Origin of the sequence: Streptomyces sp. NPDC014894 (assembly GCF_043080985.1) — a bacterium.
In the GTDB taxonomy this organism is placed as follows: domain Bacteria; phylum Actinomycetota; class Actinomycetes; order Streptomycetales; family Streptomycetaceae; genus Streptomyces.
The window spans coordinates 200,125-227,002 of the sequence record NZ_JBIBWD010000013.1 but is presented as its reverse complement, the minus strand read 5'-3'; the positions used below and the strand labels follow the sequence as shown (position 1 = coordinate 227,002).

At 71.7% G+C, this 26,878-nt stretch carries 31 protein-coding genes and 1 pseudogene; 14 read left to right on the top strand and 18 right to left on the bottom strand.

The genetic code is table 11. The features are described from left to right. Both ACF089_RS28505 and ACF089_RS28500 read right to left on the bottom strand, forming a co-directional pair. Nucleotides 1–343 (bottom strand): electron transfer flavoprotein subunit beta/FixA family protein (locus ACF089_RS28505; protein WP_392032434.1); only part of this gene is annotated, 343 nt, incomplete at its 3' end. A 226-nt stretch (nt 344–569) separates the two neighbouring features. Then, the gene (locus ACF089_RS28500) at nt 570–1,115 is read right to left on the bottom strand and encodes a flavin reductase family protein (protein WP_392032432.1); all 546 of its coding nucleotides are present in this window, start codon (nt 1,113–1,115) and stop codon (nt 570–572) included. Nucleotides 1,116–1,335: 220 nt separating this feature from the next. On the opposite strand from ACF089_RS28500, the gene ACF089_RS28495 reads away from it, so the two are divergent. Further along, nucleotides 1,336–2,058, top strand: coding sequence for a lysophospholipid acyltransferase family protein (locus ACF089_RS28495; RefSeq protein ID WP_392032430.1), 723 nt, complete (start codon nt 1,336–1,338; stop codon nt 2,056–2,058). Nucleotides 2,059–2,122: 64 nt separating this feature from the next. Here the strand turns inward: ACF089_RS28495 and ACF089_RS28490 are convergent, their stop codons facing one another. From ACF089_RS28490 to ACF089_RS28470, 5 genes are all read right to left on the bottom strand, one after another. Further along, nucleotides 2,123–2,815 carry a B3/4 domain-containing protein gene (locus ACF089_RS28490; protein ID WP_392032427.1) on the bottom strand — a complete coding sequence of 231 codons (693 nt, stop codon included), beginning with the start codon at nt 2,813–2,815 and terminating at the stop codon, nt 2,123–2,125. An 11-nt stretch (nt 2,816–2,826) separates the two neighbouring features. Beyond that, nucleotides 2,827–3,405: a transglutaminase domain-containing protein gene (locus ACF089_RS28485; protein WP_392032425.1), complete on the bottom strand. Its 579-nt coding sequence runs from the start codon at nt 3,403–3,405 to the stop codon at nt 2,827–2,829. A gap of 89 nt (nt 3,406–3,494) precedes the next feature. After that, nucleotides 3,495–4,583: a threonine aldolase family protein gene (locus ACF089_RS28480; protein WP_392032422.1), complete on the bottom strand. Its 1,089-nt coding sequence runs from the start codon at nt 4,581–4,583 to the stop codon at nt 3,495–3,497. Beyond that, nucleotides 4,562–5,314, bottom strand: coding sequence for an SDR family NAD(P)-dependent oxidoreductase (locus tag ACF089_RS28475; RefSeq protein WP_392032451.1), 753 nt, complete (start codon nt 5,312–5,314; stop codon nt 4,562–4,564). The genes ACF089_RS28480 and ACF089_RS28475 overlap by 22 nt, the downstream gene beginning before the upstream one ends. A 26-nt stretch (nt 5,315–5,340) precedes the next feature. Continuing rightward, nucleotides 5,341–6,756: a DUF6421 family protein gene (locus ACF089_RS28470; protein ID WP_392032419.1), complete on the bottom strand. Its 1,416-nt coding sequence runs from the start codon at nt 6,754–6,756 to the stop codon at nt 5,341–5,343. Between the two features lie 434 nt (nt 6,757–7,190). Between ACF089_RS28470 and ACF089_RS28465 the strand changes: the two genes are divergently transcribed. Next, the gene (locus ACF089_RS28465) at nt 7,191–7,874 is read left to right on the top strand and encodes a glycerophosphodiester phosphodiesterase (protein WP_392032416.1); all 684 of its coding nucleotides are present in this window, start codon (nt 7,191–7,193) and stop codon (nt 7,872–7,874) included. 86 nt (nt 7,875–7,960) lie between these two features. Here the strand turns inward: ACF089_RS28465 and ACF089_RS28460 are convergent, their stop codons facing one another. Next, nucleotides 7,961–8,551: a GNAT family N-acetyltransferase gene (locus ACF089_RS28460; protein WP_392032413.1), complete on the bottom strand. Its 591-nt coding sequence runs from the start codon at nt 8,549–8,551 to the stop codon at nt 7,961–7,963. Nucleotides 8,552–8,664: 113 nt separating this feature from the next. Here ACF089_RS28460 and ACF089_RS28455 point away from each other — a divergent pair, with 113 nt between their 5' ends. The 5 genes from ACF089_RS28455 to ACF089_RS28435 all read left to right on the top strand — a co-directional run bounded on the left by ACF089_RS28455 (nt 8,665) and on the right by ACF089_RS28435 (nt 12,990). Then, nucleotides 8,665–9,051, top strand: coding sequence for a VOC family protein (locus ACF089_RS28455; protein WP_392032410.1), 387 nt, complete (start codon nt 8,665–8,667; stop codon nt 9,049–9,051). Nucleotides 9,052–9,187: 136 nt separating this feature from the next. Next, nucleotides 9,188–9,727 carry a DUF5134 domain-containing protein gene (locus ACF089_RS28450; protein WP_392032407.1) on the top strand — a complete coding sequence of 180 codons (540 nt, stop codon included), beginning with the start codon at nt 9,188–9,190 and terminating at the stop codon, nt 9,725–9,727. Nucleotides 9,728–10,345: 618 nt separating this feature from the next. After that, a complete protein-coding gene (locus ACF089_RS28445) occupies nt 10,346–11,281 on the top strand; it encodes a M56 family metallopeptidase (protein ID WP_392032405.1) in 936 nt (311 codons plus the stop codon). A 130-nt stretch (nt 11,282–11,411) separates the two neighbouring features. Next, entirely contained in the window at nt 11,412–12,098 is a 687-nt protein-coding gene (locus ACF089_RS28440; protein WP_392032402.1) for a phosphatase PAP2 family protein, read from the top strand. A 250-nt stretch (nt 12,099–12,348) separates the two neighbouring features. Continuing rightward, the gene (locus ACF089_RS28435) at nt 12,349–12,990 is read left to right on the top strand and encodes a TetR/AcrR family transcriptional regulator (RefSeq protein WP_392032399.1); all 642 of its coding nucleotides are present in this window, start codon (nt 12,349–12,351) and stop codon (nt 12,988–12,990) included. A gap of 3 nt (nt 12,991–12,993) precedes the next feature. On the opposite strand, the gene ACF089_RS28430 is transcribed toward ACF089_RS28435, so the two are convergent. Beyond that, nucleotides 12,994–14,517 (bottom strand): LVIVD repeat-containing protein, encoded by a 1,524-nt coding sequence (locus ACF089_RS28430; protein ID WP_392032396.1) that lies wholly within the window; start codon nt 14,515–14,517, stop codon nt 12,994–12,996. A gap of 186 nt (nt 14,518–14,703) precedes the next feature. Between ACF089_RS28430 and ACF089_RS28425 the strand changes: the two genes are divergently transcribed. Beyond that, nucleotides 14,704–15,405, top strand: coding sequence for a DUF305 domain-containing protein (locus tag ACF089_RS28425; RefSeq protein ID WP_392032393.1), 702 nt, complete (start codon nt 14,704–14,706; stop codon nt 15,403–15,405). Between the two features lie 554 nt (nt 15,406–15,959). Here the strand turns inward: ACF089_RS28425 and ACF089_RS28420 are convergent. Continuing rightward, nucleotides 15,960–16,544 carry a GNAT family N-acetyltransferase gene (locus ACF089_RS28420; RefSeq protein WP_392032390.1) on the bottom strand — a complete coding sequence of 195 codons (585 nt, stop codon included), beginning with the start codon at nt 16,542–16,544 and terminating at the stop codon, nt 15,960–15,962. Nucleotides 16,545–16,979: 435 nt separating this feature from the next. Further along, entirely contained in the window at nt 16,980–17,438 is a 459-nt protein-coding gene (locus ACF089_RS28415; RefSeq protein WP_392032387.1) for an OsmC family protein, read from the bottom strand. 603 nt (nt 17,439–18,041) lie between these two features. Between ACF089_RS28415 and ACF089_RS28410 the strand changes: the two genes are divergently transcribed. Beyond that, nucleotides 18,042–19,346, top strand: coding sequence for an APC family permease (locus ACF089_RS28410; RefSeq protein ID WP_392032384.1), 1,305 nt, complete (start codon nt 18,042–18,044; stop codon nt 19,344–19,346). Between the two features lie 100 nt (nt 19,347–19,446). Continuing rightward, complete coding sequence (locus tag ACF089_RS28405; protein ID WP_392032381.1) at nt 19,447–19,809, top strand: nuclear transport factor 2 family protein; 363 nt, start codon at nt 19,447–19,449, stop codon at nt 19,807–19,809. A 68-nt stretch (nt 19,810–19,877) separates the two neighbouring features. Here the strand turns inward: ACF089_RS28405 and ACF089_RS28400 are convergent, their stop codons facing one another. Beyond that, the gene (locus ACF089_RS28400) at nt 19,878–20,183 is read right to left on the bottom strand and encodes a PadR family transcriptional regulator (RefSeq protein WP_392032378.1); all 306 of its coding nucleotides are present in this window, start codon (nt 20,181–20,183) and stop codon (nt 19,878–19,880) included. A 318-nt stretch (nt 20,184–20,501) separates the two neighbouring features. On the opposite strand from ACF089_RS28400, the gene ACF089_RS28395 reads away from it, so the two are divergent. Both ACF089_RS28395 and ACF089_RS28390 read left to right on the top strand, forming a co-directional pair. Then, complete coding sequence (locus tag ACF089_RS28395) at nt 20,502–20,648, top strand: hypothetical protein (RefSeq protein WP_392032375.1); 147 nt, start codon at nt 20,502–20,504, stop codon at nt 20,646–20,648. 20 nt (nt 20,649–20,668) lie between these two features. Then, nucleotides 20,669–21,160: an SRPBCC family protein gene (locus tag ACF089_RS28390; RefSeq protein WP_392032372.1), complete on the top strand. Its 492-nt coding sequence runs from the start codon at nt 20,669–20,671 to the stop codon at nt 21,158–21,160. A 408-nt stretch (nt 21,161–21,568) separates the two neighbouring features. Here ACF089_RS28390 and ACF089_RS28385 read toward each other — a convergent pair whose 3' ends face one another. The 3 genes from ACF089_RS28385 to ACF089_RS28375 all read right to left on the bottom strand — a co-directional run bounded on the left by ACF089_RS28385 (nt 21,569) and on the right by ACF089_RS28375 (nt 22,483). Beyond that, nucleotides 21,569–21,727 (bottom strand): hypothetical protein, encoded by a 159-nt coding sequence (locus ACF089_RS28385; protein ID WP_392032369.1) that lies wholly within the window; start codon nt 21,725–21,727, stop codon nt 21,569–21,571. Nucleotides 21,728–21,875: 148 nt separating this feature from the next. Next, nucleotides 21,876–22,004 (bottom strand): hypothetical protein, encoded by a 129-nt coding sequence (locus tag ACF089_RS28380; protein ID WP_392032366.1) that lies wholly within the window; start codon nt 22,002–22,004, stop codon nt 21,876–21,878. A gap of 131 nt (nt 22,005–22,135) precedes the next feature. Beyond that, nucleotides 22,136–22,483 (bottom strand): MerR family transcriptional regulator, encoded by a 348-nt coding sequence (locus ACF089_RS28375; protein WP_392032363.1) that lies wholly within the window; start codon nt 22,481–22,483, stop codon nt 22,136–22,138. 1,099 nt (nt 22,484–23,582) lie between these two features. Here ACF089_RS28375 and ACF089_RS28370 point away from each other — a divergent pair. Continuing rightward, nucleotides 23,583–24,416 (top strand): SDR family oxidoreductase, encoded by an 834-nt coding sequence (locus ACF089_RS28370; RefSeq protein ID WP_392032360.1) that lies wholly within the window; start codon nt 23,583–23,585, stop codon nt 24,414–24,416. A gap of 199 nt (nt 24,417–24,615) precedes the next feature. After that, nucleotides 24,616–24,827: pseudogene (locus ACF089_RS28365) on the top strand (hypothetical protein); the annotation flags it as partial. Between the two features lie 74 nt (nt 24,828–24,901). On the opposite strand, the gene ACF089_RS28360 reads toward ACF089_RS28365, so the two are convergent. Genes ACF089_RS28360 through ACF089_RS28350 form a run of 3 tightly spaced genes read right to left on the bottom strand, consistent with a single transcriptional unit; the run spans nt 24,902 to nt 26,861 of the window. Then, a complete protein-coding gene (locus ACF089_RS28360; RefSeq protein WP_392032357.1) occupies nt 24,902–26,203 on the bottom strand; it encodes an MFS transporter in 1,302 nt (433 codons plus the stop codon). Beyond that, the gene (locus ACF089_RS28355) at nt 26,200–26,688 is read right to left on the bottom strand and encodes a MarR family winged helix-turn-helix transcriptional regulator (RefSeq protein ID WP_392032354.1); all 489 of its coding nucleotides are present in this window, start codon (nt 26,686–26,688) and stop codon (nt 26,200–26,202) included. The genes ACF089_RS28360 and ACF089_RS28355 overlap by 4 nt, the downstream gene beginning before the upstream one ends. Further along, on the bottom strand, nt 26,685–26,861 hold the full coding sequence (locus tag ACF089_RS28350; protein WP_392032351.1) for a hypothetical protein: 177 nt from the start codon (nt 26,859–26,861) through the stop codon (nt 26,685–26,687). The genes ACF089_RS28355 and ACF089_RS28350 overlap by 4 nt, the downstream gene beginning before the upstream one ends. Nucleotides 26,862–26,878 lie beyond the last annotated feature (17 nt).

Genomic DNA, 26,878 nt, shown 5'->3' with positions numbered 1-26,878 from the left:
GATCGAAACCGGCCTTCTCCACCGCCCTCGCCAGCACCAGCGACGTCCCCATCACATCCGTACCGTGCAACGCGTCGTCCTCCACATGCACCCCCCTGTCCGCACCCATCCGCAGACCCTTCGCCACCGCCTCCCGCGCATCCTCCGGACCCATCGTCACCACCGTCACCTCGGCATCACCCGACGCCTCCGCGATCCGCAACGCCTGCTCCACCGCGTAATCGTCCAACTCCGACAACAGACCGTCCACATCATCACGGTCCACCGTCAGATCCTCGGCGAAGTGCCGGTCCCCCGTCGCGTCGGGCACATACTTCACACAGACAACGATCCTCAAGCTCACGCCGGCTCTCCTCCTAGCAGTGGTCATCTCCGTGGAGTCCCCGCGCCCAGGGCCTGGGGCCTGCCTTGCGAGGCAGCATAGGTGCCCCGAGGCGGGTTTTCCGGTCGGGGCGGCCGACGCTCCGAACGAAATATTACTCGCGAGTACGTCTCTAACCTACCCCCTGAGCAAGCGCTTGGAACTGTGACCTGGCCAACCCCGCGCGACCGGTTCGGACCGGCACTTCTCAGTCCCTCAACGCGTTGAAGCGGCCCTGGTGATAGAGGAGCGGACGACCGTCGGACGCGACCCGTCCGGCGACGGCGCGGGCGACGACGAGACAGTGGCCGCCGACCGGGGTCCGGGAGATCACCCGGCAGACCAGCCACCCCTGGACGCCGTCGAGCACCGGGACGCCCTCGGGGCCGGCGCTCCAGCGCGTCGGCGGCGCGAACCGGTCGGCGCCGCCGCGCGCGAAGAGGGCGGCCAGCTCCTCCTGGTGCTCGCCGAGGATGTGCACGCCCACATGGGCGGCCCGGGCGACGGCCCGCCCACTGAAGGAGCCCGAGGCGACGCCGAAGGAGATCGCCGGAGGGTCGGCGGAGACGGAGGCGAGCGAGGTGGCGGTGAAACCGGCGGGCCTCTCACCTCCCGCGGTGATCACCGCGACGCCGGCCGCGTGCCGCCGGAAGACCGAGCGGAGGAGGTCGGCGGAGCCCGGAAGCGGAGTGCCGGGCCCGGACGGGACCGCCGTGGAGGGCCGCTGAGCGGGAAGGGGGAGTGGGTCGGACACACCGTCAGACTGTCGATAGGTGGCAGATACAGTCAAGCGGCGACCGCCACCACGAACGGCTGAAAATGTACGACGTGACGAGAATCTCGCCCGCCGGAGCCGCCAGGACTGGTCAGAGCGGCGCACATGGGGCACGATCTGCCCCAGTGCCGAAAACCTACGGCTGCGTAACTTACACCGGGCGAACCCTCCCCGGGCACGACAGAAGGGTCCTCCCCAGATGGCAGAGTTCGTCTATCGGCCGGTCGTCGGCGCCGCTCTCACGCTGTTCAAGGCGCTGGACCTGAAGATCGACACTCAGGGGTCGGAGAACATCCCGCGCTCCGGCGGTGCTGTGCTGGTCAGCAACCACATCAGCTATCTGGACTTCATCTTCGCCGGTCTCACCGCCCTCCCCCAGAAGCGCCTGGTGCGCTTCATGGCGAAGGACGCGGTCTTCCGCCACAAGGTCTCCGGACCGCTGATGCGCGGAATGAAGCACATCCCGGTGGACCGCAAGCAGGGCGAGGCGGCCTATCAGCACGCCCTCGACGCGCTGCGCGCCGGAGAGATCGTCGGAGTCTTCCCCGAGGCGACCATCTCGGAGTCGTTCACCCTGAAGTCGTTCAAGTCCGGCGCGGCCCGGCTGGCGCAGGAGGCCGGCGTGCCGCTGATCCCGATGGCGCTGTGGGGGACCCAGCGGCTGTGGACCAAGGGGCGGCCGCGGAACTTCAAGCGGAGCCACATCCCGGTGACGATCCGGGTGGGCGAGCCGGTCGAGGCCCCGGTCGACCAGTACGCGGGGGCGATCACCCGGCGGCTGCGCGAGCGGGTGGAGGAGCTGCTCGAGTCGGCCCAGCGGGCCTACCCCGTACGCCCCAAGGACGCTTCGGACACCTGGTGGGTGCCGGCGCACCTCGGGGGGACCGCCCCGACGGCCGCCGAGGTCCGCGGAGCGCTCTGACGGCCTCCGACAGTCCTGACGGGCCCCCCGCCCCGGTGTGTGCCGGAGCGGGGGGCCCGTGCCGTCACCGGGGCGGGTGCAGGGTGACGCGCGCCCCGGGGCTCAGCTTCTCCAGGGACTCGGCGAGTTCCGCGCCGGCCGCCTCCAGGGCGTCCGCCGTCATGGGCGCGAGCGCCTCCAGCAGGAAGACCGCGTTCACCGTCTCCTCGGTGAGGCGGGTGCGCGGGCCCTGCCGCCAGTTCCAGCGGCGGCAGGTGACGCCCTCGTCGTCGCACCAGACGACCTCCCCCGCGTCGGGGTGCTCCACCGCCTCCTCGCCCCCGGCCGCGGTGACGAACGGCTCCTCGCCGGTGGCGCGCAGCAGCCGCATCCCGCCCCGTACGAGGTCGAGGTCCTCGCCGCCGACGGGGAGGAGGTGGGCCACGCTGATCGCGTTGTAGAGGTCGACCAGGGCATTGATCCGGGGCAGTCCGCCGTCGGCGAGCGCCCTTCTGGCCAGCGCCTCGGCGGAGTTGCGGGTGCGCGACGGCTTGGAGCCGAAGGCGGTGTAGACCTCGCGCCAGGCGGCCATGTGCGGATCCTCGTGCGGGGCGCGTCCGCCGAGCCGGGCCGCGAGCCTGCGGGCGGCGTCGTCGAGCAGGGCGGATCCCGCCTCGCCGCTGGGCCCGTTGACCAGCCCGTGCGCCTCGACGGCGAGATGGACGAAGCCGGGCGCGAGGGCCCTGACCTCGTCGGAGACGGTGAGCGTGAGCGCCATGCCGGAGTGCCTCACAGTTCGGTGGGGAGATGCGGCCAGAGGGTCTCCCGGTCGGTCGCGCTCTGGAGGGCGCGGAGCACCACGGGATGCGGTGCCGCATACAATACCGGGTAGTCCACTTCATTGAACTCAGGCCGTACGGGGAAGGCCAGCCGCTCCTCGTCGAGGGAGAACCGCGCGTCGACGCCGGGCTTGTTGCCCCTGGGGTCCTGGCGGTGCCAGCGCTCGCTCCCGGGCAGCCGCAGGGCGATCAGCCCGTGGATCACGCCCAGATTCTGGTAGCAGAGCGCGGTCGGGACGCCCTCGGCGCGCAGCAGGGCGGCCAGGGCGTGGGCCTTGGCGTAGCAGATGCCTGTCCGCAGCCGCAGTACGTCGGAGGCGCGCCAGGTGACGCGCGGGTCGCCGGCGTCGTGGGAGTGCGGAATGGTGTCGCGGACGAACTCGAAGGCGGCCCGGGCGTACGCGTGGACGTCGCCGGTCCCGCTCCGGAGGCGGGCGGCGGTCTCGCGCACCAGCGGGTGTTCGTGGTCGACGGCCTCGTCGGCGGCGAGGTAGGCCGAGAGGTCCGGGGTCTGCGGGCGGAGTTCCATGCCCGCGACCCTAGGAAGAACGGCCGGCCGGAGTCAATCGTTTTCCGGTCGGCCGTATATTCATGCAGCGTGATCCGCCGGGGAGCGGGTCAGCGCGCCATCTCTTCCTTCAGCGCCTGGACGAACGAGTCCACGTCGTCCTCGGTGGTGTCGAAGGAGCACATCCAGCGGACGTCGCCGGCGGTCTCGTCCCAGAAGTAGAAGCGGAAGCGCTTCTGGAGCCGCACGGAGACATCGTGCGGGAGCCGGGCGAAGACCGCGTTGGCCTGGACGGGGTGGAGGATCTCGACCCCGTCGACCTGCCCCACCCCGTCGGCGAGCCGGCGGGCCATGGCGTTGGAGTGCCGGGCGTTGCGCAGCCAGAGGTCGCGGGCGAGCAGGGCCTCCAGCTGGACCGAGACGAAGCGCATCTTGGACGCGAGCTGCATCGACAGCTTGCGCAGATGCTTCATGTGGCTGACGGCGTCGGGGTTGAGCACCACGACGGCCTCGCCGAAGAGCATGCCGTTCTTGGTGCCGCCGAAGGTGAGCACGTCGACGCCGACGGCGTTGGTGAAGGTCCGCATCGGGACGTCGAGCGAAGCCGCCGCGTTGGATATCCGCGCGCCGTCGAGATGGACCTTCATCCCGCGCTCGTGGGAGTGCTCCACGATCGCCCGGATCTCGGCCGGGGTGTAGACCGTGCCCAGCTCGGTGTTCTGGGTGATCGAGACGACCTGGGGCATCGCCCGGTGCTCGTCGTCCCAGCCCCATGCCTGCCGGTCGATCAGCTCGGGGGTGAGCTTGCCGTCCGGGGTCGGCACGGTGAGCAGCTTCAGCCCGCCCATCCGCTCGGGGGCGCCGCCCTCGTCCACGTTGATGTGGGCGCTCTCGGCGCAGATCACCGCGCCCCAGCGGTCGGTGAGGGCCTGGAGGGCGGTGACGTTGGCCCCGGTGCCGTTGAAGACGGGGAACGCCTCGGCGGTGGGGCCGAAGTGGCTGTGCATCACCCGCTGGAGGTGCTCGGTGTACTGGTCCTCGCCGTAGGCGACCTGGTGGCCGCCGTTGGCGAGGGCGACGGCCGCGAGGATCTCCGGGTGCGCGCCCGCGTAGTTGTCGCTGGCGAATCCGCGTACGGACGGGTCGTGGTGGCGGCGGGCCGCCGTGGTCGCGGTCTTCACGGTCGGGGCGTCAGCCACAGGCGCTGTCCGTTCACTTCCTCGGCGGGCCGGTCCCAGACGCCGGCGATGGAGTCGGCCAGGTCGGCGACGTCGGTGAAGCCCGCGAACTTGGCGTTCGGGCGCTCGGCGCGCATGGCGTCGTGCACCAGGGCCTTGACCACCAGGATGGCGGCGGCGGCCTTCGGCCCGTCGTCGCCCCCCGCCTTGCGGAAGGCGTCGGCGAGCGCCAGCGTCCAGGCCTCGGCGGCGGCCTTGGAGGCGGCGTAGGCGGCGTTGCCCGCGGTGGGCGCGCCCGCGCCGGCGGCGCTGATCAGCAGATAGCGTCCGCGGTCGCTGCGGAGCAGCCCGTCGTGGAAGGCGAGGGAGGTGTGCTGGACGGTACGGATGAGCAGCCGCTCCAGCAGGTCCCAGTCGGCCAGGTCGGTGGCGGCGAAGGAGGGGCTGCCGCGCCAGCCGCCGACGAGATGGACCAGTCCGTCGATCCGGCCGAACTCCTTCTCGGTCTTCTCCGCCCACGATCGGGTGGCGGCCGGATCCAGCAGATCGACGGTGTCCCCGGTGACGGTGGCTCCGCCGTGCGCGTAGCGGGCGGCGTCGACCGCCGAGGCCAGTCGCTCGGCGTCGGCGTCGGCGGCCACGACGGTGGCTCCGGCCTCGGCCAGCCGCAGCAGGGTCGCCCGCCCAGCGGGTCCCGCAGCTCCGGCGACCGCGACCACGGCCCCCTCCAGCGGACCGCCTGAGTTCTCCATGGTCGTCGCCTCCTCGGTTTCCGTGCTCACGCGGCGGCCTCGGACGTGCTCGCGCCGGCCGCCGGGCCTGCGGCGGTGATCCCCTTCGTCGAGGCGATCACCTTCTTCAGCTTCTTGGAAAGCGCCTCATAGAACATGCTGAGCGGAAATTCGTCCGGAAGCACGTCGTCCACGAGTTTGCGGGGCGGCTGGGTCAGGTCCAGGGCGTCGGGACCCTTGGCCCAGCGGGAGCCGGGGTGGGGCGCGAGATAGCCGGAGACCAGGTCATACGCGGCGAACCAGTGGACGAGCTTGGGCCGGTCGATGCCGTCGCGGTAGAGCTTCTCGATCTCGGCGCAGAGCTGGTTGGTGACCCGGGGTGCGCGCTCCCAGTCGATCTTGAGGGTGTTGTCCGTCCAGCGCAGGACGTCGTGCCTGTGGAGGTAGGCGAAGAGGAGCTGGCCGCCGAGTCCGTCGTAGTTGCGCACACGCTCGCCGGTGACGGGGAAGCGGAACATCCGGTCGAAGAGGACGGCGTACTGCACGTCACGGCCCTGGGCGACGCCGTCGGCCTCCAGCTTCACGGCCTCCTTGAAGGCGGTGAGGTCGCAGCGCAGCTCTTCGAGGCCGTACATCCAGAACGGCTGGCGCTGCTTGATCATGAAGGGATCGAAGGGCAGGTCGCCGTGGCTGTGGGTGCGGTCGTGGATCATGTCCCAGAGGACGAAGGCCTCCTGGCAGCGCTCCTGGTCGCCGACCATCTCCTGGATGTCCCGGGGCAGCTCGACCCCGAGGACGTCCACGGCGGCGGTGGTCACGGCGCGGAAGCGGGCGGCCTCGCGGTCGCAGAAGATACCGCCCCAGCTGAAGCGCTCGGGGGCCTCGCGGACGGCGATGGTCTCCGGGAAGAGGACCGCGGAGTTGGTGTCGTACCCCGAGGTGAAGTCCTCGAAGGTGATCCCGCAGAAGAGCGGGTTGTCGTAGCGCGTGCGCTCCAGCTCGGCGAGCCAGTCGGGCCAGACCATGCGCAGGACGACGGCTTCCAGATTGCGGTCCGGATTGCCGTTCTGGGTGTACATGGGGAAGACGACGAGGTGCTGGAGCCCGTCGGCGCGGGAGGCGGCCGGCTGGAAGGCGAGCAGCGAGTCCAGGAAGTCGGGGACGCCGAAGGCTCCGTCGGCCCAGGCGCGCAGATCGGCGACGAGGGCGCGGTGGTAGGCGGCGTCGTGCGGCAGCAGCGGGGACAGCTCCCCGACGGCGTCCGCGACCCGGGCGAGGGCCTCCTCGGCGGCGGCGCGGGCGGGGGCTCCCTCGGCGTCGAAGTCGATGGAGCCGTCCTTGGACTGCCATGGCCTGATCTCTTCGACGGCATTCTTGAGCCTGGGCCAGGCCGGGTGGTCGATCACCCGGTCGCCGGTGAATATGGCCGCGCCCGCGGCTTCCTGCACAAGAATTTCCGTCATGTCACTTCCTCCACGGGAGAACCTCGCGTCAAGACACCGTATCCATGAGGGCTTCTTCCGGACAAGTAGCCCCAAAGAAATTATCCTGCGGCACCCCCATGATCACCGGAAACTTTTCGGTCGGGGAGGGTACCCGCGCGGAGTTCGATCATGCCTGGGTCGGCCGGGCGACTCGATCCCTCACCCGGCCGGGGCGGCGGCGCGGGCCGTGGTCAAGCAGGGCGGAGGACACGCCCACGCACGGGTGACCGGAAGCCGGCGCGCGGCTCACCGCCGGGCGGCGGCGGACCGCGCCGTACCGGCGCTCCCGCCGCCCGGAGACCGGCGCGCGCGCACGCTTGCCCCGCCGGGCCGGGCCATTAGGCTGCGTCCTTGCCGGACGGCGCCCGGGACCGCGCCGACCGGATGCCGCCGTCGACGGAAGCGAGAAAATCTTGACTTTCCTCACCATCGGTCATCGCGGGGTCATGGGCGTCGAGCCGGAGAACACCCTGCGCTCCTTCGTCCGGGCCGAGCGCTGCGGTATGGACGCCATCGAGCTGGATCTGCACCTCAGCAAGGACGGCGCGCTCGTCGTCATGCACGACGCGGAAGTGGACCGGACGACCGACGGGACCGGGCCCATCGCCGAGAAGACCCTCGCCGAGCTGCGCGAGCTGGACGCGGGCGGCGGCGAGCGGGTGCCGCTCTTCGAGGAGGCGCTCGACGCGGTGCGCAGCCCGCTCCAGGCCGAGATCAAGGACGTGGCCGCCGCCCGCGCGCTCGCCGAGGTGATGCTGCGCCGCGATCTCGTCCCCCGGGTCACCGTCTCGTCCTTCCACGACGAGGCCGTCGCGGAGATCTCCGCGCTGGTGCCCGGGGTGCGGACGGTGCTGATCGCCAGCCGCTGGGGCGCGGACATCGTGGCCCGCGCCCGCGCCGTGCGCGCCGACACGCTCGCCCTGAACATCCGCAGACTGACCCTGGAGACCGTCGAGCAGGCGCACACGGAGGGCATCGAGGTGATCGGCTGGGTGGTGAACACCCAGGAGCAGCTGCGGCTGGCGCGCGCCCTCGAACTCGACGGCGCGACCACCGACTTCCCCGAGATCAGGCGCACCGGCCGGTTCACCGCCTAGGGGCGTTCTTTCGGGTCCCGCCCGGGCCTTCCCGCGGCCCGGGCGGGACCCTTCCTCCGGATCGGATCGGATCGGGCCCGGCCGGGTCAGGAGGACAGGGCCCCGGCCCCCGGGTCCTCCCCGGGCCGGTCGAACTCCTTGACCAGCAGTTCGAAGACCAGATCGTCCCGGTACGGGAGGCCCGCGGTCTCCTCGCCGTACGGGAAGGGGCTCAGCTCCCCCGTACGGCGATACCCCCGGCGCTCGTACCAGGCGATCAGCTCGGCCCGCAGCGTGATCACCGTCATCTGCATCGTGCGCACGCCCCAGCTCTCGCGGGCGGTGCGCTCCGCCTCGGCGAGGACCCTACGGCCCAGACCGCCGGCCTGGAGCGCGGGATCGACGGCGAACAGTCCGAAGTAGGCCGCCTCGCCCCGGTGTTCGAGCTGGCAGCAGGCGGCGATCCGGCCGTCGCGCTCCACGGCGAGCAGCCGGCCGACCGGGCTGTCGATGATCTCCAGCACCCCGGACGCCCCGATCCGGCCGCCGCCGATGAGATCCGCCTCGGTGGTCCAGCCGCGCCGGCTGCTCTCCCCCCGGTAGGCCGACTGGATGAGCCCGAGCAGCGCGGGCACATCGGCCTCCACGGCGTCGCGGAAGGTGAGTTCACCCGAGTTCCGGGGCGGTGCGATGTCCATGCGCGGCTCTCCTGCGAGGTCTGGTCCGGCCGGTCCGGCCCGGTGCGGACACCCCAAGAGGGTACGGTCCGCGGGTCCGGCCCGGTCCACCGGGCGGGCCCTACGCTGGGCGCATGGTGCATGTGCTGAGCAGCCGGATCATCGTGCGTCCCGTCGATCCGGAGCGTTCCCGGGCCTTCTACGGCGGGACCCTCGCCCTCCCGGTCCACCGTGAGTTCGGCGCCGGGCCCGACCGGGGCGTCGTGTACTTCCTGGGCGGCGGGTTCCTGGAGCTGTCGGGCCGCGCGGCGGCCCCGGCGGCGGACGGGGTCGCGCTGTGGCTCCAGGTCGAGGACGTGGCCTCGGTCCACACGGAGCTGGCGGCCCTGGGCGTCGAGGTGCTGCGGCCGCCGGTACGGGAGCCCTGGGGGCTGATCGAGATGTGGATCGCGGACCCGGACGGCCATCGGATCGCGGTGGTGGAGGTGCCGGCCGAGCACCCGCTGCGGTACCGGCCCTGACCCGGCGCGGCGGGATCGCACTGTGCCCCCGCCGCGCGCTCCGCGCCACGCGCGCACCCCTGTGCGCCGGTGTGTGCCCCGCCCGGGGCGGGCATCGACCCGTCGGCCCGTCGGCGCCGACCCTGGGGAGGGCCCCGTGCACGGACCCGCGGTGTCCGGATGGCTGCTCGTCGCGCTCTGCGGACCGATCGGCGGTTACTGTCTGGCCCGGATGCGGGGCAGCTCGGGCGCGGCCCGCTCGGCCGCGGGCGGCGAGGCCCTGATGGCGCTGGGGATGGCGGCGATGGCCGCGCCCTCGGTCGGCCTGGACCTCCCGGGATGGATCTGGCCGCTGTACACGGCGGTCTTCGGCGCGGCCGCGCTGGGCGCCCTGTGGTCGGCGCGGCACGGCGGCCGGCACCGGCTGCACCATCTGGTCGGCTCGCTCGCGATGGTCCACATGGCGGCGGCCATGACGACCGGCGCGGGTCACGGCGGGCACCCGGGCGGCGGGCTCCCGCTGGTGACCGCCGCGCTCCTCGCGTACTACACGGTCCATGTGCTGCGCGCGGGCGCGGGCCTGGTCCCCGCCCCGGCCTCGGGACCGGGACCCGCCCCCGAGGAGGACTCCGGGCCGGCGCGGGCCTGCCGGCCTGCCATGGGGCTCGCGATGCTGACGATGCTGCTGGCGCTCTGAACTCCCCTACCGGGGCGCGGCGTCGCCTTCCCTCGGGGCCCTTGGCCGCGAGTCCGGGTCCCGGCGGGGCGGCGGGCCGGGGCGACGAAGACGACCGGCCGACGGCCCGGGACCAGTCCGGGACCAGTCCGGGGGCGGGTTCCGCTCCCGCCCCTCGCGGCCCGTCCGCCGGGGGACGCGAGCCCGCCCGCCGCGGCGCCGGACCCGTACCGTCGCCCATCAAGGCACCGTCCACCGGGACCGGGCCGGGGAGGGCCGGGGTCGGGACCGGGGCCCACCCGCCCGGGACGGGACGGCGACGGCCGCCGGCCACTCCCGGACGCCGTTGCGCGACCGCCCCGAAGCCGTGCGCCCGGGCACGCCCGCCCGCCGCGGCGCCGGACCCGTACCCGCCCCTCGGGGCCGTCCACCGGGGCCGGTCCCCACCCGCCCGGACGCCGTCGCGCGACCTCCCCCGGACGCCCTCCGGCCCGGCCCCTCCGCGTCTCCCGGGCCCGCCGCCGGGCGGCCCGGGCGGGCCCGCGCGCCGTCGCCCGCGCACCCCGTGGAAACGTGTCCTGCGTCACTTGCCGTGCAGGTCCGTACCCGCAGGTAGTCCCGCCGAAATAGGGTGACGGCATGTTGGTCTCCCTCGTGCTGCTGTCGCTCGGCGCACTGGCCGCCGTGCTGGCCCCGCGTCTTGTGTCGCGTGCCGACTGGTCCGAGCGTGAGCCGATCGTGGCGCTGTGGGTGTGGCAGTGCGTGGTGGCGGCCGTGCTGCTGTCGTTCGCGCTGTCCATGACCTTCAGCGCGGCCGCCGCCTGGCAGCTGGTGCGCGGCCAGGTCTTCGCGCCCGCGCCGCGCGCGGTGGTGGAGGCCTACGCCCTCGGCACGGACGAGCCGTGGGCCGCCGTGCTGGCGGTCGTCCTGGCGTCCGGCGGGCTGTGGACCGCGGCGATGCTGACCCGGGAGATCGGGGGCGCGCGGGCCCGGCGCCGGAGGCGGCGTACGGAACTGCTGGTCCGCGCCCCGCTGTTGCCCGGCGAGGAGCAGGGCAGCGAGCGTCTCGTGGTGCTGGAGGGCGACCGCCCCGACGCCTGGTGGCTGCCCGGCGCGGCCCCCCGGCTGGTGATCACCACGGCCGCGCTGCACCGGCTGAAGGGACGGCAGCTCGACGCCGTGCTCGCCCATGAGCAGGGGCACGCGCGAGCCCGGCACGACTGGCTGCTGCACTGCTCCGCCGCCCTGGCCAACGGCTTTCCGCAGATCCCGGTGTTCGCCGCGTTCCGCGACGAGATGCACCGGCTGGTGGAGCTGGCCGCCGACGACATGGCCTCCAAGCGGTTCGGACGGCTCACGACCGCGCTGGCGCTGGTCGGGCTGAACGAGGACCGTGGGGTCTTCGGCCCCTGCGGACACGCGGAGGCCCAGCTGCCCCGGCGGGTGCACCGGCTGCTGTCGGCGACGCCCCGGCTCACCCCGGGCCGCCGGCTGCGGCTGACCGCCGCCGCCGCGCTGGTGCCGGTGGTCCCCCTGCTGGTCGCGTTCGTCCCCGCGCTGCGCGCCCTCACCTGATCGCCGCCGCACACCGGAGCGACTACGTCCGCTTTGTCGGGGAAGGTGTGGCCACGACCCTGGGCCGGAAAGCGACGGTCCGGGTCCGGCGGAATGGCTCTATCCCCACCCGACAGGAATGATCCCCTCCATGCGCTCCCCGCGACCGGCTCCCCCCGTCTCCCCCACGCTCCGCCGCACCGGCGGACCCGCCCGGATCGGCGCGGTGCTGGCGGCCCTCTCGGCCGTTCTGCTGACCCTGGTCGCCCTCTCCTGGTCGCCGCTGATGTCCTTCGACCGGTCGGTGGTGCGGACCCTGCACCGCTCCGCCGTCGGCGAACCGGGAATCGTCCAGGTCAACCGCATCCTCACCGACTGGGTGTGGGACCCCTGGACGATGCGGGCGCTGATCGCCGCGGCCGTCCTGTGGCTGTGGTGGCGGCGCGACCGGCTGTTCGCGGTGTGGATCGCGGCCACGACCGCGCTCGGCTCCGCCGTACAGCAGACCCTGAAGTGGGCGGTGGGGCGGGAGCGCCCGCAGTGGTCCGACCCGGTCGACTCGGCGCACTACGCGGCCTTTCCGTCCGGCCACGCGATGACCGCCACCGTCGTCTGCGGTCTGCTGGTGTGGATCGCCGTGCACCGGGGCGCGGGGCGGCGCGCTCTGCGGTGGTGCGGCGCCGCGGCCGCCGTCTCCGTGGTCGGGGTGGGCGTCACCCGGCTCTATCTCGGGGTGCACTGGCCCACCGATGTGCTGGCCGGCTGGCTGATGGGGGCCGCACTGGTGGCCCTGTCCGTCGCCGCGCACCGAACGGCGGTCCTGTCGCGCGGGCGCTGAGACCCCGAGGATCACGGGCCCGGCGGGCCCACGACGACGAGGGCGGCGCGGACCCGGGGTCCGCGCCGCCCTCGTCGTCGCGTCCGCGGCCGTGCGCAGCGTGTGCGCGACTGCGGAAGCAGGTCTTCCGGACCGGGCGATCCCCCGCGTCGCCCGGTCCGGAACAACCCACGCCGACCTGGAACCGAGGCTCTTCCGGCGTGCCGCGCTGAGTATATTGGCTCAGAGCCAGTCAACGCAGGAGTCAAGCATGTCCCCGCGGAGCCCATCGGTCAATGAAGAAATGCGCAGGCGTTCGCGCGAGCGGCTTCTGGAAGCGACGGTGGAGCTGGTCGGCGAGCGGGGTTACGAGGCGACCACGCTGGCCGACATCGCCGACCGGGCGGGTTCGGCGCGCGGGCTGGTCTCGTACTACTTCCCGGGAAAGCGCCAGCTGTTGCAGTCGGCGGTGCACCGACTGATGCACCGCACCCTGGAGGCGGCGCTCTGCCGCGAGCCGCGCAGCGAGGACGGGCGCGAGCTGCTGGCGCGGGCGATAGACGCCGTGCTGGGGCTCGCCGTGGACCATCCGGTGCTGATGCGGACGCATATGTCGGGGGTGCTCCAGGCGGAGGGATTCGTCCAGTGCCCCGAGCAGCAGCGGCTGGCGGTCCTGCTGCGGAGCGCGGTCGAGCGGTACGCCCGCGGCCGGGGGGACGACGACTATCCGCTGCTGCGGGCGCTGTTGATGGGCGCCGTCTTCGCGATCGTGCTGCCGGGCGTGCCGATGGATCCCCGGCGGCTGCGGGCCGAACTCTTCCAGCGGTACGGGCTGGACTGGGAGCTGGGCGTTCCGCCGGGCGGGGAGCCGCCCGGCGGAACGCGCTACGAGCACGGGACCGACGGTCCGTGAGGATCAGTCGTCGTGGTCGTGGTCGTCGTCGAAGTAGTCGGGCTGCGTCTGGGCGTTCAGCTCGTCCAGCCGGACCCGCTTCGCCGGATCCGTACGCTTGTCGTTGATCTTCAGGACGTCGAGGCCCTTGGCGATGTCGTTGGAGTAGACATGGCCGTTGTAGTAGTACGCGGACCAGGGGCCCGCGGTGGTGACCCGGTCGAGGGTGACGGGGCCGCGCTCGAAGTAGCCGATCTCCTTGGGCTTGGCGGAGTCGGTGAACTCCCAGACGGAGATGCCGCCCTGGTACCAGGCCTGGACCATGAGGTCACGGCCCTTCACCGGGATGAGCGAGCCGTTGTGCGCGACGCACACCTCGGCCTCGGCCTGGTGGCGGTCGATCTTGTAGTAGCTGCGGAAGACCAGCTTGCGGTGGTCGCCCTTGCCGACGATGTCGTAGATGCCGTTCGCGCCGCGGTTGGGGCCGATCTCGGCGTTGCAGGTGGCCGAGCCGCCGCCGCCCAGCTCGTCCGTGAAGACGACCTTGTCGGCCCGCTGGTTGAAGGTGGCCGAGTGCCAGAACGCGAAGTTCACATTGTCCTGGACCCGGTCGATGATCTTCGGGCGCTCCGGGTTCTTGATGGAGAACAGGATGCCGTCGCCCATGCAGGCTCCGGCCGCCAGGTCCTTCGAGGGCAGCACGGTGATGTCGTGGCAGCCGGTGGTCTTGCTGACGCCCGGGTTGGTGGGTCCGCCGGGGTTGCCGCCGCCGTCCGGGCCCTCACCCGGGAAGAGCACCGGGAAGTCGATGACCCGGGCCTTCTCGGGGGCCTTGCGCGGCACCTTGATGATGGAGATGCCGTCGTGCGGCGGCTGGCAGTCGGGGAGCGACGCGTGCGGCGAGTACGAGGAGACGTACACGTACACATTGCGGCGCTCGGGCACGATGGTGTTGGTGTGCGAGCCGCAGGCGGTCTCGACGGCGGCGACGTACTTGGGGTTCCGCTTGTCGCTGATGTCGAAGACCTTGATGCCCTCCCACGATTCCTTGATCGTGGCGGACTGCGAGGTGCTGTTGCAGGAGTCGTCGCTGCGCGAGGAGTCGGTGGAGAGGAAGAGCAGATCCCCGTTGACCGAGACATCGTTCTGACCGCCGGGGCAGAGCACCTCGGAGACGGTCTTCGGCGACTTCGGGTTGCTGATGTCGTAGATCGTGAAGCCGTCGTAGTTGCCCGCGTAGGCGTACTTCCCCTGGAAGGAGATGTCCGTGTTGGTGCCCTTGAGGCTGCCCTTGGGCACGTTGACGAGGTGCTCGACGTTGTCGCTGCGGACGATCTCGTCGACGCCGGGTATCTCGCCGCTGGTGATGGCGGACCGGTCCTCGGCGCGCTCGCCCGAGGAGACCTTCCCCTTCTGGGTCGAGGCGTCCCCCGGGTCAGGGGTGGCCAGCGCGGGCCCGGCCGTCAGCAGCGTGGCCAGGAGGCCGGCCGCGGCGGTCGCCACGCCCAGTCGTCTCCGCCGCACGCGGTTGGTGTGCAACAAGCTCACTGCGTCCTCCCTTGGTTCCGTTCCTGGTTGAACGGTTCACCGACCCCGGCAGTATCTTCCCTAGCATGCACATCTCAACAGATGGCAACACAGACGTAATGAAAGTTTTTGATCAACGGACCTTGCAATCGTGCTAGGACGGACTCAAACAGCCGTCAAACATCCCAAGTGGCACAGGAGGTCTCCATGTTGAACCGCCGCAGGACCCCAGGCATGCGGGGACCCGTCGTCGCGCTGGCGGTCACCGCCGCCGTACTCGCCCTGGCCGCCTGTGAGTCGGACTCCGGCGCCGGGCCCCGGGCCGACAAGAGCGCCGGGCCGTCCGTGGTGGCCCCGGGCAGGCCCGGGGAGCCGGCGAAGACGCTCTCCGCCGAGGACGCTCGCAAGGCCCTTCCGGACGATTCGCCCAACGACGCCGACCTCGCCTACGCGCGCATGATGATCGAGCACCACCGACAGGCCCTGACCATGACCGCGCTGGCCCCGGACCGCGGTGAGTCGAAGAAGGTCAAGGCGCTGGCGGAGCGCATCTCGGCCTCCCAGAAGCCCGAGATCGGCGCGATGGAGGGATGGCTGAAGAGCCATGGCGGCGACGCGGCGAAGGACGGGAAGGGCGACGGCGGCCACGAGGGCCATGAGGGGCACGAGGGGCACGACGCGGGGTCGATGCCCGGGATGGCGACCGAGGCGCAGCTGAAGAAGCTGCGCGAGTCGCGGGGCAAGGAGTTCGACGAACTCTTCCTGACCCTGATGATCACTCATCACGAGGGGGCGATCACCATGGCCACCCAGGTGCTGGCGGACGGGAACAACGTCCGGGTGGAGGAGATGGCGGGCGATGTGATCGCGGGCCAGACGACCGAGATCGACCGTATGCGCGACATGTGACGCACGAGCGCCGCCAGGCCCCGCCTGACCTGGCATATCGCAGGTCGGGCGGGGGGTGCGGCGGCGTCTGTGGGGCTCATCTGGGGCTTTGGCTTTGGCGCTTTGGGCCCTCGGCGGGATACGGGCCACGCTTCACGGGCTCTGCCGGCCGGCCGCGGCTACGGCCTTCCGCTCGCGTCCCGTCGCCAGGAGGCTCTAGGTTCTCGGCCGCCGGTGTTTGGCTTCCGCCAGCGTCTCCGCGGGGGCCGGGTCGTCCCAGGGCAACGTGACCGGCACGGGCGCGAACTGCTCCACGCACGCTGCCGGATGTCCCGGGCCACGCTTGACGGCGGCGGCACGTCCCGGACCTTGCGCCCCTCGGGCAGCGCGAAGCACAGCTTCGCCCGGACCTTCTTGACCTGCCGCCGGACGTGAACGGCTTCCTTGTCGAAGTCGATGTCGTCCGGGGCAGCGGGATCGAGTCGTACCAGTCGCCCGCCGACCCGGGCACTCGCCGACGCCGGAATGCAGCGCGACGCAAGCCGTACTCCGGCCGACTGGGGCAGCGATGGCCGCTACGAGACGACCGCCCTCGTCGCGGCCATCAACGAATGGCTCCGACCGGCATCGTCGAGAGTGATCCAGTAGCGGCGCTTGACGCCGGTTTCGGTGCTGCGCACATCTTCGAGGACGCCGCCGTTACGTTCGATGGTGCGCGTCGAGCCGACGTTGCCGTCGTCACAGGTGAGGAGGACCCGGTCCAGACCGAGCGCCGGCGCCTTGAGCAGAACCGCTCCCAGCGCCCACGAGGCCAGTCCGCGTCTCCTGGCAGATGGCCGAACGCTGTAGCCGATGTGTCCGCCGCCTTCCAACAGAACGGCGTTCAGGTAGTGCCGAAGGTCGATGGCCCCGAGGTACGTCTCACCGTCTACGATCCACCAGTGGGTGGCGTGGACGCGCCCTTCGCCGACAGGCAGCGACCGGTCCGATTGCCGCCGCAGTCTCTCAGCCCATGAGGCGAACCCTTCTGGGCGGTCGAGGTCATCGTCACCGACCAGACGCAGGCCGGCCCCGTCCTGGTGAGCGTCAGGCTGCCACTCGTCACGCGCCGTGAGCCACGAGGAATGCAACCGTCCCGTGGGAGCGATCAGTTCAGGCATGCGAGGGACGATAACACCCGTACCCCCTGTGCGATCAGGCAATTTGCACCATATCGAGAGCATGGCCCGCGGGGACCAGGCAAGCGCGGCCCAAGGATTCATGTCGTCGACAATGAGCGCATGAACGTCCGTGAGCTGCTCGAATCAGCCCAGAAGTGAAGTCCCCGGAGAGGGTCGCGTCCCCGCCGGGCGGGGCGGGAGCACTTCGTACGCCGACACCGCGATCTGCTCCACCGGCGGACTGTCGCCGCCAGTCGTTTGCCCTGCCCCGCGATGTCGGACGGTCCGCCGCCAAGCCGGTCGGCGCGGTGCCGCTTCCCAGGGCCGCGAGGGCATCCCCGGCGGCGACCTGGCCGATGGCCTGGTGACAGCTCAGGCCGGCCAGTGGTCCGGGCCGGTTCGGCGGGTGGGTCTCGACATCGTTCGGGCGGGCGCTCATGAGGTCGCTACGGTGGTGGTGACCTCGACGGGGACCGAGAGGCTGTTGGCGACGTAGCACTCGCGGTGGGCCTGAACGGCGAGCTCCTGGACCGTGGTCTCGTCGGTTCCGGGGGCGACCTTGACGGTCACCCGCAGGCGGATCGCGGCCAGGCGGGTGGGCCTGGCGGTCGGATCGAGGCGGCTGGCGGCCTCGTCGTCGTAGGCGAGGACATCCACTCCGGCGCGCGCGGCGGCGCCGAGGAAGGACAGCATCTGGCAGGACGAGGCGGCCATGACCACGAGCTGTTCGGGGTTGAGCCGGCCGGGGTCGCCGCGGAAGGCGGGGTCGGCGCTCAGACCGATCGGCGTGGTGGCGGGCGGGGCGACGGCGGTGTGGTCGCGCGAGTAGCCGCGGACCCCGGCGGCCGTGGAGCCGTCCCAGTGCAGACGGACATGGTAGGCGTGTGCGCTCATGACCGAACCGTAGGTCCGGGAAGCTTCGGCGCCGGCCGGAACATCGTCGTCGTACCGTCGCTTCCACGGGCGGAGACCGGGACTTCACGACCGTGAGCGGAACCCTTTCCGCCCCGCACGCCCGGTGTTCTTGAACCCGCTCATGGACAGCACCGGACGACCGCCCGGGGAGCCGGCCGCTCCGAGCGCCGGCCTCGTCCCGAAGCAGAGCAGGCACCCGGGCCGCATCCCTGTCATCCAGCACGACGGCGACGCCCACGAGACGCAGCGGTCGTGATGACCGGCGCCGAAATCGTCGACCGGCTCACCGACCCGACGGACGACCGGAGCTGACGCGATCCCCGCGGACGGCCGTCACGTACGCCCGCGCCGCCCGCCCCGACCGCTTCTCCACCGATCCGCCCCAGCCATGAAGTCCCGCCGCCGCCCGCGACCGTACGCCTTCGCGGCGGTCAACCCGGCGGTCGAATAACGGACTTGCGTAATCCGGCCGGGTCGTCATCCTCCTGAGGCGTGGCGACCGTGACGTGAAGAGCTCGTATATCGTCAGCCGATATCGGATTCCGTAAAAGGATGCGGTCCCGGCCGCAGAGGAGTGAGTCCATGGGCAAGTCATCGACGACCGCCGGGTTGCCGGACGAGTTGCGGCGGCGGCTGGGGGTGTCCGACGCCGTGGTGATCGGCCTGGGGGCGATGATCGGCGCGGGGATCTTCGCGGCGCTGGCGCCTGCCGCGCGGGCGGCCGGCTCCGGGCTGTTGATCAGCCTGGCCCTGGCCGCCCTGGTCGCGTACTGCAACGCCACCTCCTCCGCCCGGCTCGCCGCCCGGTACCCGGCCTCGGGCGGCGCCTACGTCTACGGCCGCGAGCGGCTCGGCGACTTCTGGGGCCATCTCGCCGGGTGGGCGTTCGTGGTCGGCAAGACCGCTTCCTGCGCGGCGATGGCCCTCACGGTGGGCGCGTACGTGTGGCCCGGTCAGGCCCACGCGGTCGCGGTCGCGGCGGTTGTGGCGCTGACGTGCGTGAACTACGCGGGGGTGCGGAAGTCGGCGCTGCTGACCCGCGCGATCGTCGCGGTGGTCCTGGCCGTGCTCGCCGCCGTGGCGGTCGCCTCCCTCGCCTCTGGCAGGGCGGACACGGCACGGCTGGACATCGGCTCCGACGCCACTGCCGGTGGGGTGCTCCAGGCGGCGGGCCTGCTGTTCTTCGCCTTCGCCGGGTACGCGCGCATCGCCACCCTCGGCGAGGAGGTCCGCGAGCCCGCCCGCACAATCCCCCGGGCGATCCCGATGGCGCTGGGCATCACCCTGGTCGTCTACGCCCTCGTCTCCGTCTCCGTCCTGATGGTGTTGGGGCCGGACGGGCTCGCGGCAGCGGCGGCGCCGCTGTCGGACGCCGCACGAGCGGCGGGCGCCGACTGGCTCGTCCCCGTCGTCCGCGCCGGCGCGGCGGTAGCCGCGCTCGGCTCCCTGCTCGCCCTCATTCTCGGTGTCTCCCGCACCACGCTGGCCATGGCCCGCGACCGGCGCCTGCCGCACGTACTCGCCGCCGTGCACCCGAAGTTCAAGGTGCCCCACCGCGCCGAACTCCTCGTCGGCGCCGTGGTGGCGGTGGCCGCCGCGACCGGGGACCTGCGCGGGGCGATCGGGTTCTCCTCCTTCGGGGTCCTCGTCTACTACGCCGTCGCCAACGCCTCCGCCTGGACCCTCACCCCTGGCGAGGGTCGCCCGCACCGCCTGATCCCCGCCGCCGGACTTGCCGGATGCCTCGCCCTGGCCTTCGCCCTGCCCCTGTCCTCAGCCGTCTCCGGCGCCGTCGTGATCGCGCTGGGGGCCGCCGTCCACGGCCTGCGCCGCATCCACACCGCGCGCTCCGCGACGGACGACCCGGGGATCCACGATCGGCGGTGAGGGCACGGCTTCCCGGGGTCGGCGTGCCGTGCTGTCCCGAGGCCCCAGGGACGGCGGTGTCAGTGGCCCCTGCCAGGGTGCCCGCGGGGAGTCTTCGAGTGTGGTCGAGGCATGGTGGGACCGGATCCAGGCACGGGACTGGTCAGGTGTCGCCGACCTGTTCGCTGATGAGGCCGTGGTCGAGCGGCCGGTCAGCGGGGAACGCATCGTTGGCGGCCAGAACTTCGTCGCGGTGACCAGCGAATATCCCGAGGGCTGGTCGATCAGGGTGCTGCGGATCGTGGCCGACGGCGACGAGGTGGTCTCCGAGGTCGAGGTGCCGCACGGCGATCTCGGCGTGTTCCGCGCGGCCTCGTTCCGGACCGTCCGGCAGGGGCGGATCGTACGCGGCCGGGAGTACTGGACGAGTCCCGGAGCCGATCCGCGCCCCGAGTGGCGGGCCGCTCTCGTCGAGCCCATGTGAGGCGGCGGTGGACCGGTCCACCGCCCGCGCCGGGACCCCGCTCGCCACGCGCGACGGTACGCGACTGATCAGGGCATGTCGTCGCCCAGGACCTCGCGGGCCAGTTCCTTGAGCGCCCTGCGGTCCTCCGCCAGGGCCTGCTTTCCAGCCACGGTCGCCCGGTAGACCCGCCGGGTACGGCCGTCGACCACCTGCTGCTCGGAGACCAGCAGCCCATCAGCCTCCAGCCGATGCAGCGTCGGATACAGGGTGCCGGGACTGATCCGGTAGCCGTGACGCGCCAGTTCCTCGGACATCCACGCACCGTGGATCTCCGCCCCGGCCGCGTGATGCAGGATGTGCAGCCGCACCGCACCCCGCTGGAACTCCCGCACCCAGACACCTCCGGCAGTGACGAAACCGATATCGGTACCCGATCCTACGATGGCCGGCCCTCGCACCCTCGTGGACGAAGCTCTCCGAGGAGCTTGGCGATCGAGGCGATGGAGCGGCCCGGGTCGGGCAGGAGGTCGCGGTCGGCCCGGACGGCCTCGTCGGTGGCGGCGCCGGGGCGTCAGCGGGCTGGGCCCGCGGGCGGCGGCCGGGCCCTCGTTGGCGCCGATGACGATGAGTTCGCGCGAGTGTGGGAGGCGCCGGATCGTTGACCGCCCAGACTCCAGTGGCCACGCGTCGCAGACCGCACCGCCGACATCGTGACCAGCTACGACGAGGTCGGTGGCCGCACCCTCCAGCAGGCGTACTGCCGGCCCGTCTCAGCGAGCCTGATCCCATCCACCGCGCTCCTGCGCGACCGGGAGAAGGAGATCACCGACACTGTGGCGGAGTCGCCCGCTCACTGAGGAACCTGGAGGGCTCCGCCATGAAGTACACCGTCTCGATCAAGATTCTCTTGCCGCGGGAAAGGGTCGCCCAACTGCTTGCCGACCCGGCACACCTGCCGAAGTGGCTGCGGGGGCTGGTGCTGCACGAGCCGCTGAGCGGAGTGCACGGGCAGGTGGGTACCGAGTCACGGGTCGTCCTGCAGATGGGGCAGCAGAAGTTCGAGGGCACCGAGACAATCACGCGCCGGGAACCGGCAGACCTGCACGGGATCCCGAAAGGGAGCGTCGTTCACTTCGAACGCGAGATCGTCGGCGAGGGCATGTGGAGCGCCGTGCGCGACCGGCTGACCGAAGCCGGCCCGGAGACGACGCTCTGGGAGAGCGAGAACGAGTACCGCTTCAGCGGCTTGCTGATGCGGCTGGTAGGGCTTCTGATGCCCGGCACCTTCCGCAAGCAGTCGCGACAGCACATGCAGGACTTCAAGGAGTTCGCCGAGCGGGGAAAGGACGTCCGCGAAGCGAAGGACTGACCTCCTTCGGCAGCGCGGATGCGCAGGTCCATGTCGTCGTCACGGCCTCTGTGCTCATGGTGCGCGGCGAGCGCGCGATGACAGCCGGCCGACGCGGTCTTACGTTACGCGGCGGCCCTGGGCACCGGCCGCCCCGACTCCCTTCAGCGCGAGGGGCCCCGCTCGTCAGTGACAGCTTCCGACCGTGCCGGGGCGAGCACGCGGACTGTGCGGACCGCCTGTTTCCCCGCCGTCCGGCCGGCGGCGGCGATGATCCGGGCCGTCTCCACGCGGGCCGTCGACGCCCAGGCCGCAGGGTCCGGGAGCGTTTCGCGCGGCAGCGTGCAGAGGTCGGACACGAGGGCGGCGCGGCGCGCCGAGGGCTCCGTCCCCCGGCCCGGCCCTGCCCTCGCGCGTCCGCTTCGATGTTCAGCGGACGATGTCGACGGCGGTGCTGACCAGCACGTCGGCGTGGATCCGGTAGATGACGATCGCTTTCGGCAGGGTGAGCATCCCGCGGTCCTTGCCCTGGCTGTGCGGTACGGGGATGGATCCCTGCCCGTACGGGTCGGTGGACAGCCGGCGCATCGCGTCATCGACCGCGGCGCGGACTGAGTCCGCAGCGGTGGACCGGAAGCCGGCCTCCCCGACAGGGACGGCGGCAACGCCCGTCCCCTCCCCTGGACACGCCGCATTTCACCGCCACAGCCCACCCCCAGCCCGGCAGTGGTCATGCCTACGGCGGGGATCCGGCCCAGGTGCCCGTCCCGATGCCCCGCCACTCCGCCGTCGCCGGGTCGGTGAGGTCGAGGTCCTCGGCGCCGGTCATACCGGCCGCCGTCGGGAACACGGCGACATCGGACACCCCGTAGGCGGTGCCGAGGATCTGCCCGTTCCAGCGCCCCCGGCCTCGGCGGCCCGCACCGCTGCCCGGCTCACCCGGCAGGGCGGCGCCCCTTGACCGCGACCGAGGCGACCACTGGGGAGTCTCGGGTCTCAGCCTCCTGAGGCCGTGGCCTTCGGGTTCGCCTGCGCGGCGGTGCGCTGATGCTCGGCGTTGACGCGCTGGGCTTCCTCGAGCTGGTCTTCGAGGATGACGATGCGGCAGGCGGCTTCGACGGGGGTGCCCTGGTCGACGAGTTCCCGGGCGCGGGCGGCGATGCGCAGCTGGTAGCGGGAGTAGCGGCGGTGTCCGCCTTTGGAGCGGAGGGGGGTGATGAGGCGGGCTTCGCCGATGGCGCGGAGGAAGCCCTGGGCGGTGCCGAGTATTTCGGCGGCCCGGCCCATGGTGTAGGCGGGGTAGTCGTCGTCGTCGAGACGGCCGTTCGAGTCTTCTGCTGTCATCCGCGCCTTCTGTGTGTCACGCGTGGAGGGGCCCGGGTGCCATATGGCACCCGGGCCCCGAAGGAACTGCTACACCATCCGCCGGCCTGGGTACAGCGCCGGCCTTCTGTTTCCGCACGCCTGCCCGGGAGAAGGCCGGCGATGCGGGGATCGCGGTTGCTTGACCGGAGACCACCTCACTGTCGATGTCCTGCGGTACCCGGGCTTCTGTTCCGCCCGGGCGATCCTGATGGCGCTCGGCCCCTCCGTTCTTTCCCTCGATGAACGTCTTCCTGCCACTGCGTACCGCTGGTGACCTGATCAAGCGTCACACTCCGGCAGCCAGCCCCGCTCGCCCGTCCTGCGTCTGCTCTGGCTTGGAACCCCACTGCCGGACCTCCCGGTGCGCGCGCCCGCAGCCGACGCCTTCACCGGAGTACCGCTCATCCACTTCGCTGCTGGTCACCGCGTAGTTCACCCGCGGATACTGCCACCGCGTCGACCGCGGTCCTGCTCGGCGGCCCCTGATCACCGCGGGCCACCCGGTCCGGCCGTCAGTCCCGTCACCGTCCTGCGTCTGCTCTGGCTCCGGAACTCCACCACCGCACCGTCCTGCGTACTGCGACTGCGTGTACCGCTGACCGGCAGTTCGTCTCTGCCAGGCCCTGCTGTCTTTCTGGCTACGAGAGAAACCATAACCACGCCACCACCCAATGTCTACTCTCGCCAACATAGATTTTCGCGAGTTCGGAGGTGAGGCAATCGAACCCGGCCGGGTTGAGGGACGCGGGCGGGGGAACAAGGAAACCGGTAGGCAGACCGGCACCGACGAGCCGAAGGCCAGGGTGAACCTGTGGAGCCGTCCCACATCCACGGTGCTCACCCGCGATGCGCGACGTGTCCGCCCGGCACACCACCGTGCACCCTCGGGATGCCCGACTTCCGAACCAGCGCAGGCCGCCTCACCTCCGACCCGTGTCGGCCTACTCGCGAACACGCCCAGCCGGGCACGGATGAACGTGCCCAGCGGCGGGAAGGGCCGGGCGCCCTCTTGACCTGAAGTGTGATTGAGGTTCTAGCGTGTCACCTACTTGATCATCCGACGACGGGAAACGCGCACATGATCCTCGTGACCGGAGCCACCGGAAACATAGGCAGCGCCCTGCTGAAGGAGCTGCACGCACGCGGTGTCGGGCCATTGAGAGGGCTCACCCGCGATGCCGCACGGGCCGTCTTCCCCGAAGGGGTCGAGACCGTGGAGGGCGACTTCGCAGAGTCGGCGTCGTTGAAGCCCGCGCTGGAAGGGGTGCGCTCGCTGTTTCTCGTCTCGGGCCTGGGATCAGACGCCGACATCCTCGAAGCAGCCCGGCAGGCGGGCGTGGAGCACGTAGTCCTGGTGTCGTCCATCACCGTCCAGACCCACCCGCACCTCGGCCCCGCCGGCGAGAAGCTGGCGGTGGAGCGACTGCTCAAGGCGAGCGGCATGGCCTGGACGATTCTGCGACCGACGCAGTTCGCCTCGAACACCCTGATGTGGGCCGCTTCCATCCGTGGCCACGAGACCGTCCGCGCGCCGTACGCCGCGACCGCGCTGCCGACCATCCACCCCGCGGACATCGCGTCGGTGGCACGCGTGGCACTGACCGAGCCCGGCCACCACGGACGCACGTACGCCTTGACCGGTCCAGAGCAGGTGACCGCCCGACAGCAGGTAGAGGCCATCGCGGCAGCACTGGGCCGAGAGGTTCCCTTCGCCGAGATCAGCCGCCAGCAGGCCCACGCACGGATGGCCGCGGTCTTCGGGGCCGAAGCCGCGGACGCGGTGCTCGATGTCACGGGCGGCGACGTGAACGACGAGCTGCTGATGGTGCGCGACACGGTTTCACGGATCACTGGAACGCCGGCCCTCCCGTTCCGGCAGTGGGCATCAGAGAACGCCAACGCCTTCCGCTGAATCGCCTGGGCCTGAGCACGTTCATCCGTACCCGGGTGAGCACTTTCAGGAGTACGCCCACAACCCGGCCGGCGGCTGACACCACAAGGGGCTTCCGCGACAGGCCCGGCGAGCCGCGCAAGCCCGACCTTCCTGAAGTCGCGTTCCGCAACGGAGCCCGAAGAATCGGCACCTCTCCTTTGCCGCAGGCTCGTTCGGACAGGACCGGATCGGCGCACTCGGACTGTTCCTCAACGCCCTGGTGCTCTTCGACACGAGGAGGGGTTCGACGTCCGCGACGAGGACGTGGCCCGCCTCTCCCCGTACGTCCGCCATCACATCCACATGCCCCACCGGTACTCCTTCCGCCTCCCCGACCTGCTTGGCGGCCTGCGTCCACCGCGCGATCCGGACGCCGCCGACGAGGAATGACCCTCGGTGAGGGGCCGTCAGCGGCGCAGGACGCCGACGACCTCCCTCGCACGAGGCTCAAGGCTGTACGCGAATCAGGAAACCTCACCAGCGGCCGCGGCCGCGTCGGGGACCCCGGGGGCGGTCGGCTTCGCGGCAGCAGGCGGCGTGCGGTAGGCGCGAAGGGGCGCGTTGGTCGCGGCCACGGCGGCGATCGCCAGGATGGCGGACAGCCCGCCGAAGACCAAGGAGAAGGAGGCGGAAGTGGCCGACGCCAACAGGCCGCCGCGGAAGTTGCCGAGTTCGGGGCCCGCGACACCGATGACGTGTTCTACCGAGGAGACCCGACCCCGGTACGCGTCCGGGGTCTCCCATTGGACCAGGGCACTGCGGGTGACGACAGACACGGTGTCGGCAGCGCCCGCCACGGCCAGGCAGGCGAGCGCCAGCCACAACGGCCCCGCCAGACCGAAACAGGCCAGCGCCAGGCCCCAGACACCGGCTGCGGACAACTGGACCAGGCCGCCACGGCGCCGGCGCGTCACCGTACCGGAGAGCAGACCGGCGGTGATCCCTCCGACCGCGACGGCCGAGAGGAACAGGCCGAGGGTCTGCGGGTCACCCCCGAAGCGGATCTCGTTGATCAGCGGGAAGAGCGCGATGGGCATGGCGAGCAGCGTTGCGGACAGGTCGGTGGCCATCGAGCCCCACAGCGTCGGGCGGCGCAGGACGATCCGCCAGCCGCCACGCTTCGGCCGGCGCCTGCCGCCTGCCGCGTCGGCGCCTTCGGGGCGCATGGCGGGCAGGCGGATCACCGCGAGCATCGAGACGACCATGGCCACGGCCTGGGCGGCGTATGCGGCGGGAAAGTCCCAGCGGGCGATGATCAGCCCGGCCAACGCGGGCCCGGCCAGCATCGCCGCCTGGAAGGAGACGTTGGTCAGCGCAAGACCGGCCGCGACCTGGTCGCCCGGCAACAGCCGGACCGGGAAGGTCCGCCGGGCAGGAGCTCCGAGAGCACTGCAGCTCGTCCCCATGGCGACCAGGGCGAGCAGCAGCAACACGTCGCGGTTGTCCGCCAGGGCCTGGGCACACAGCCCCGCGGCGGCCAGCGATTGGCCCGCTGTGGTGGCCCGCACCAGCGCACGGCGGTCAACGGTATCGGCCAACGTGCCGCCAAGTAGTCCGAACAGCACCATCGGCAGGCCGGTGGCGAGCCCGATCGCGCCGGTGCCCACTGGGCTGCCGGTCAGGTCCCAGACCTGGGCCAGCACCGCCACATTGGCTATCTGTCCGCCGAGTTGAGAGACCGAGGTGCCGATCCACAGGTCGCGAAACGACTGACTGCCGCGCAGCGGGCGGGTGTCGAGGAACCGGACACGAGCACGCTCCCTCATCGCGGTGGCTCGACAAGGTGGTGAAGGACCCGCTGCCGCATCGACCGGTGTTCCAGCGCCCGCCGCACCTCCTCGACAACGGTGGTCATCGCGTACGGGACCTCGCCGTCCAGCTCGGCGACCGCCTCGTGGGTAGCGCGCCACTCCGCCTCCAGGAACGGCACCAGCGACCGGCCGCGCTCGGTCAGGTCGATCCGCCGGGTGCGGGCGTCAGGCCCCGGCTCGGAGGTGACCAGATCCTCCTTGCGCATGGCGGCGACGGTCTGGCTGATCGCTGAGTGCGAGCGGTCCAGGGACTTCGCAAGCTCGCGAATGGTCAGTGGTCCGGTGTGGGCGAGCCGGATCAGCGGATAGGCGAACCGCGGCCGCACCCCCTCGATGCCACGCTCGACGTAGACCTGCTCGATCTCGGCGTCCATGGCTGCCAGAAGCTCGTGCAGGGAGTGCCAGGGGTCGGGGAGCGCTGTGGGATCCGAAATTGTCACAGCGCTAATATAACAGCGCTGTGACAGATGAGGTCGGGCTGGAGGACGTCGTAGTCGGCGGAGTCGTACTGCTCGACGACGAGTCGTTCGAGGGAGACCAGCTCCGCCTCGGCGTCGCCCGATGCGCGGCGGGCCCGCTCGATCGTCCAGCCGTCTGGGAGATCTGCGTTCACGGTCGCACGGTCGCACG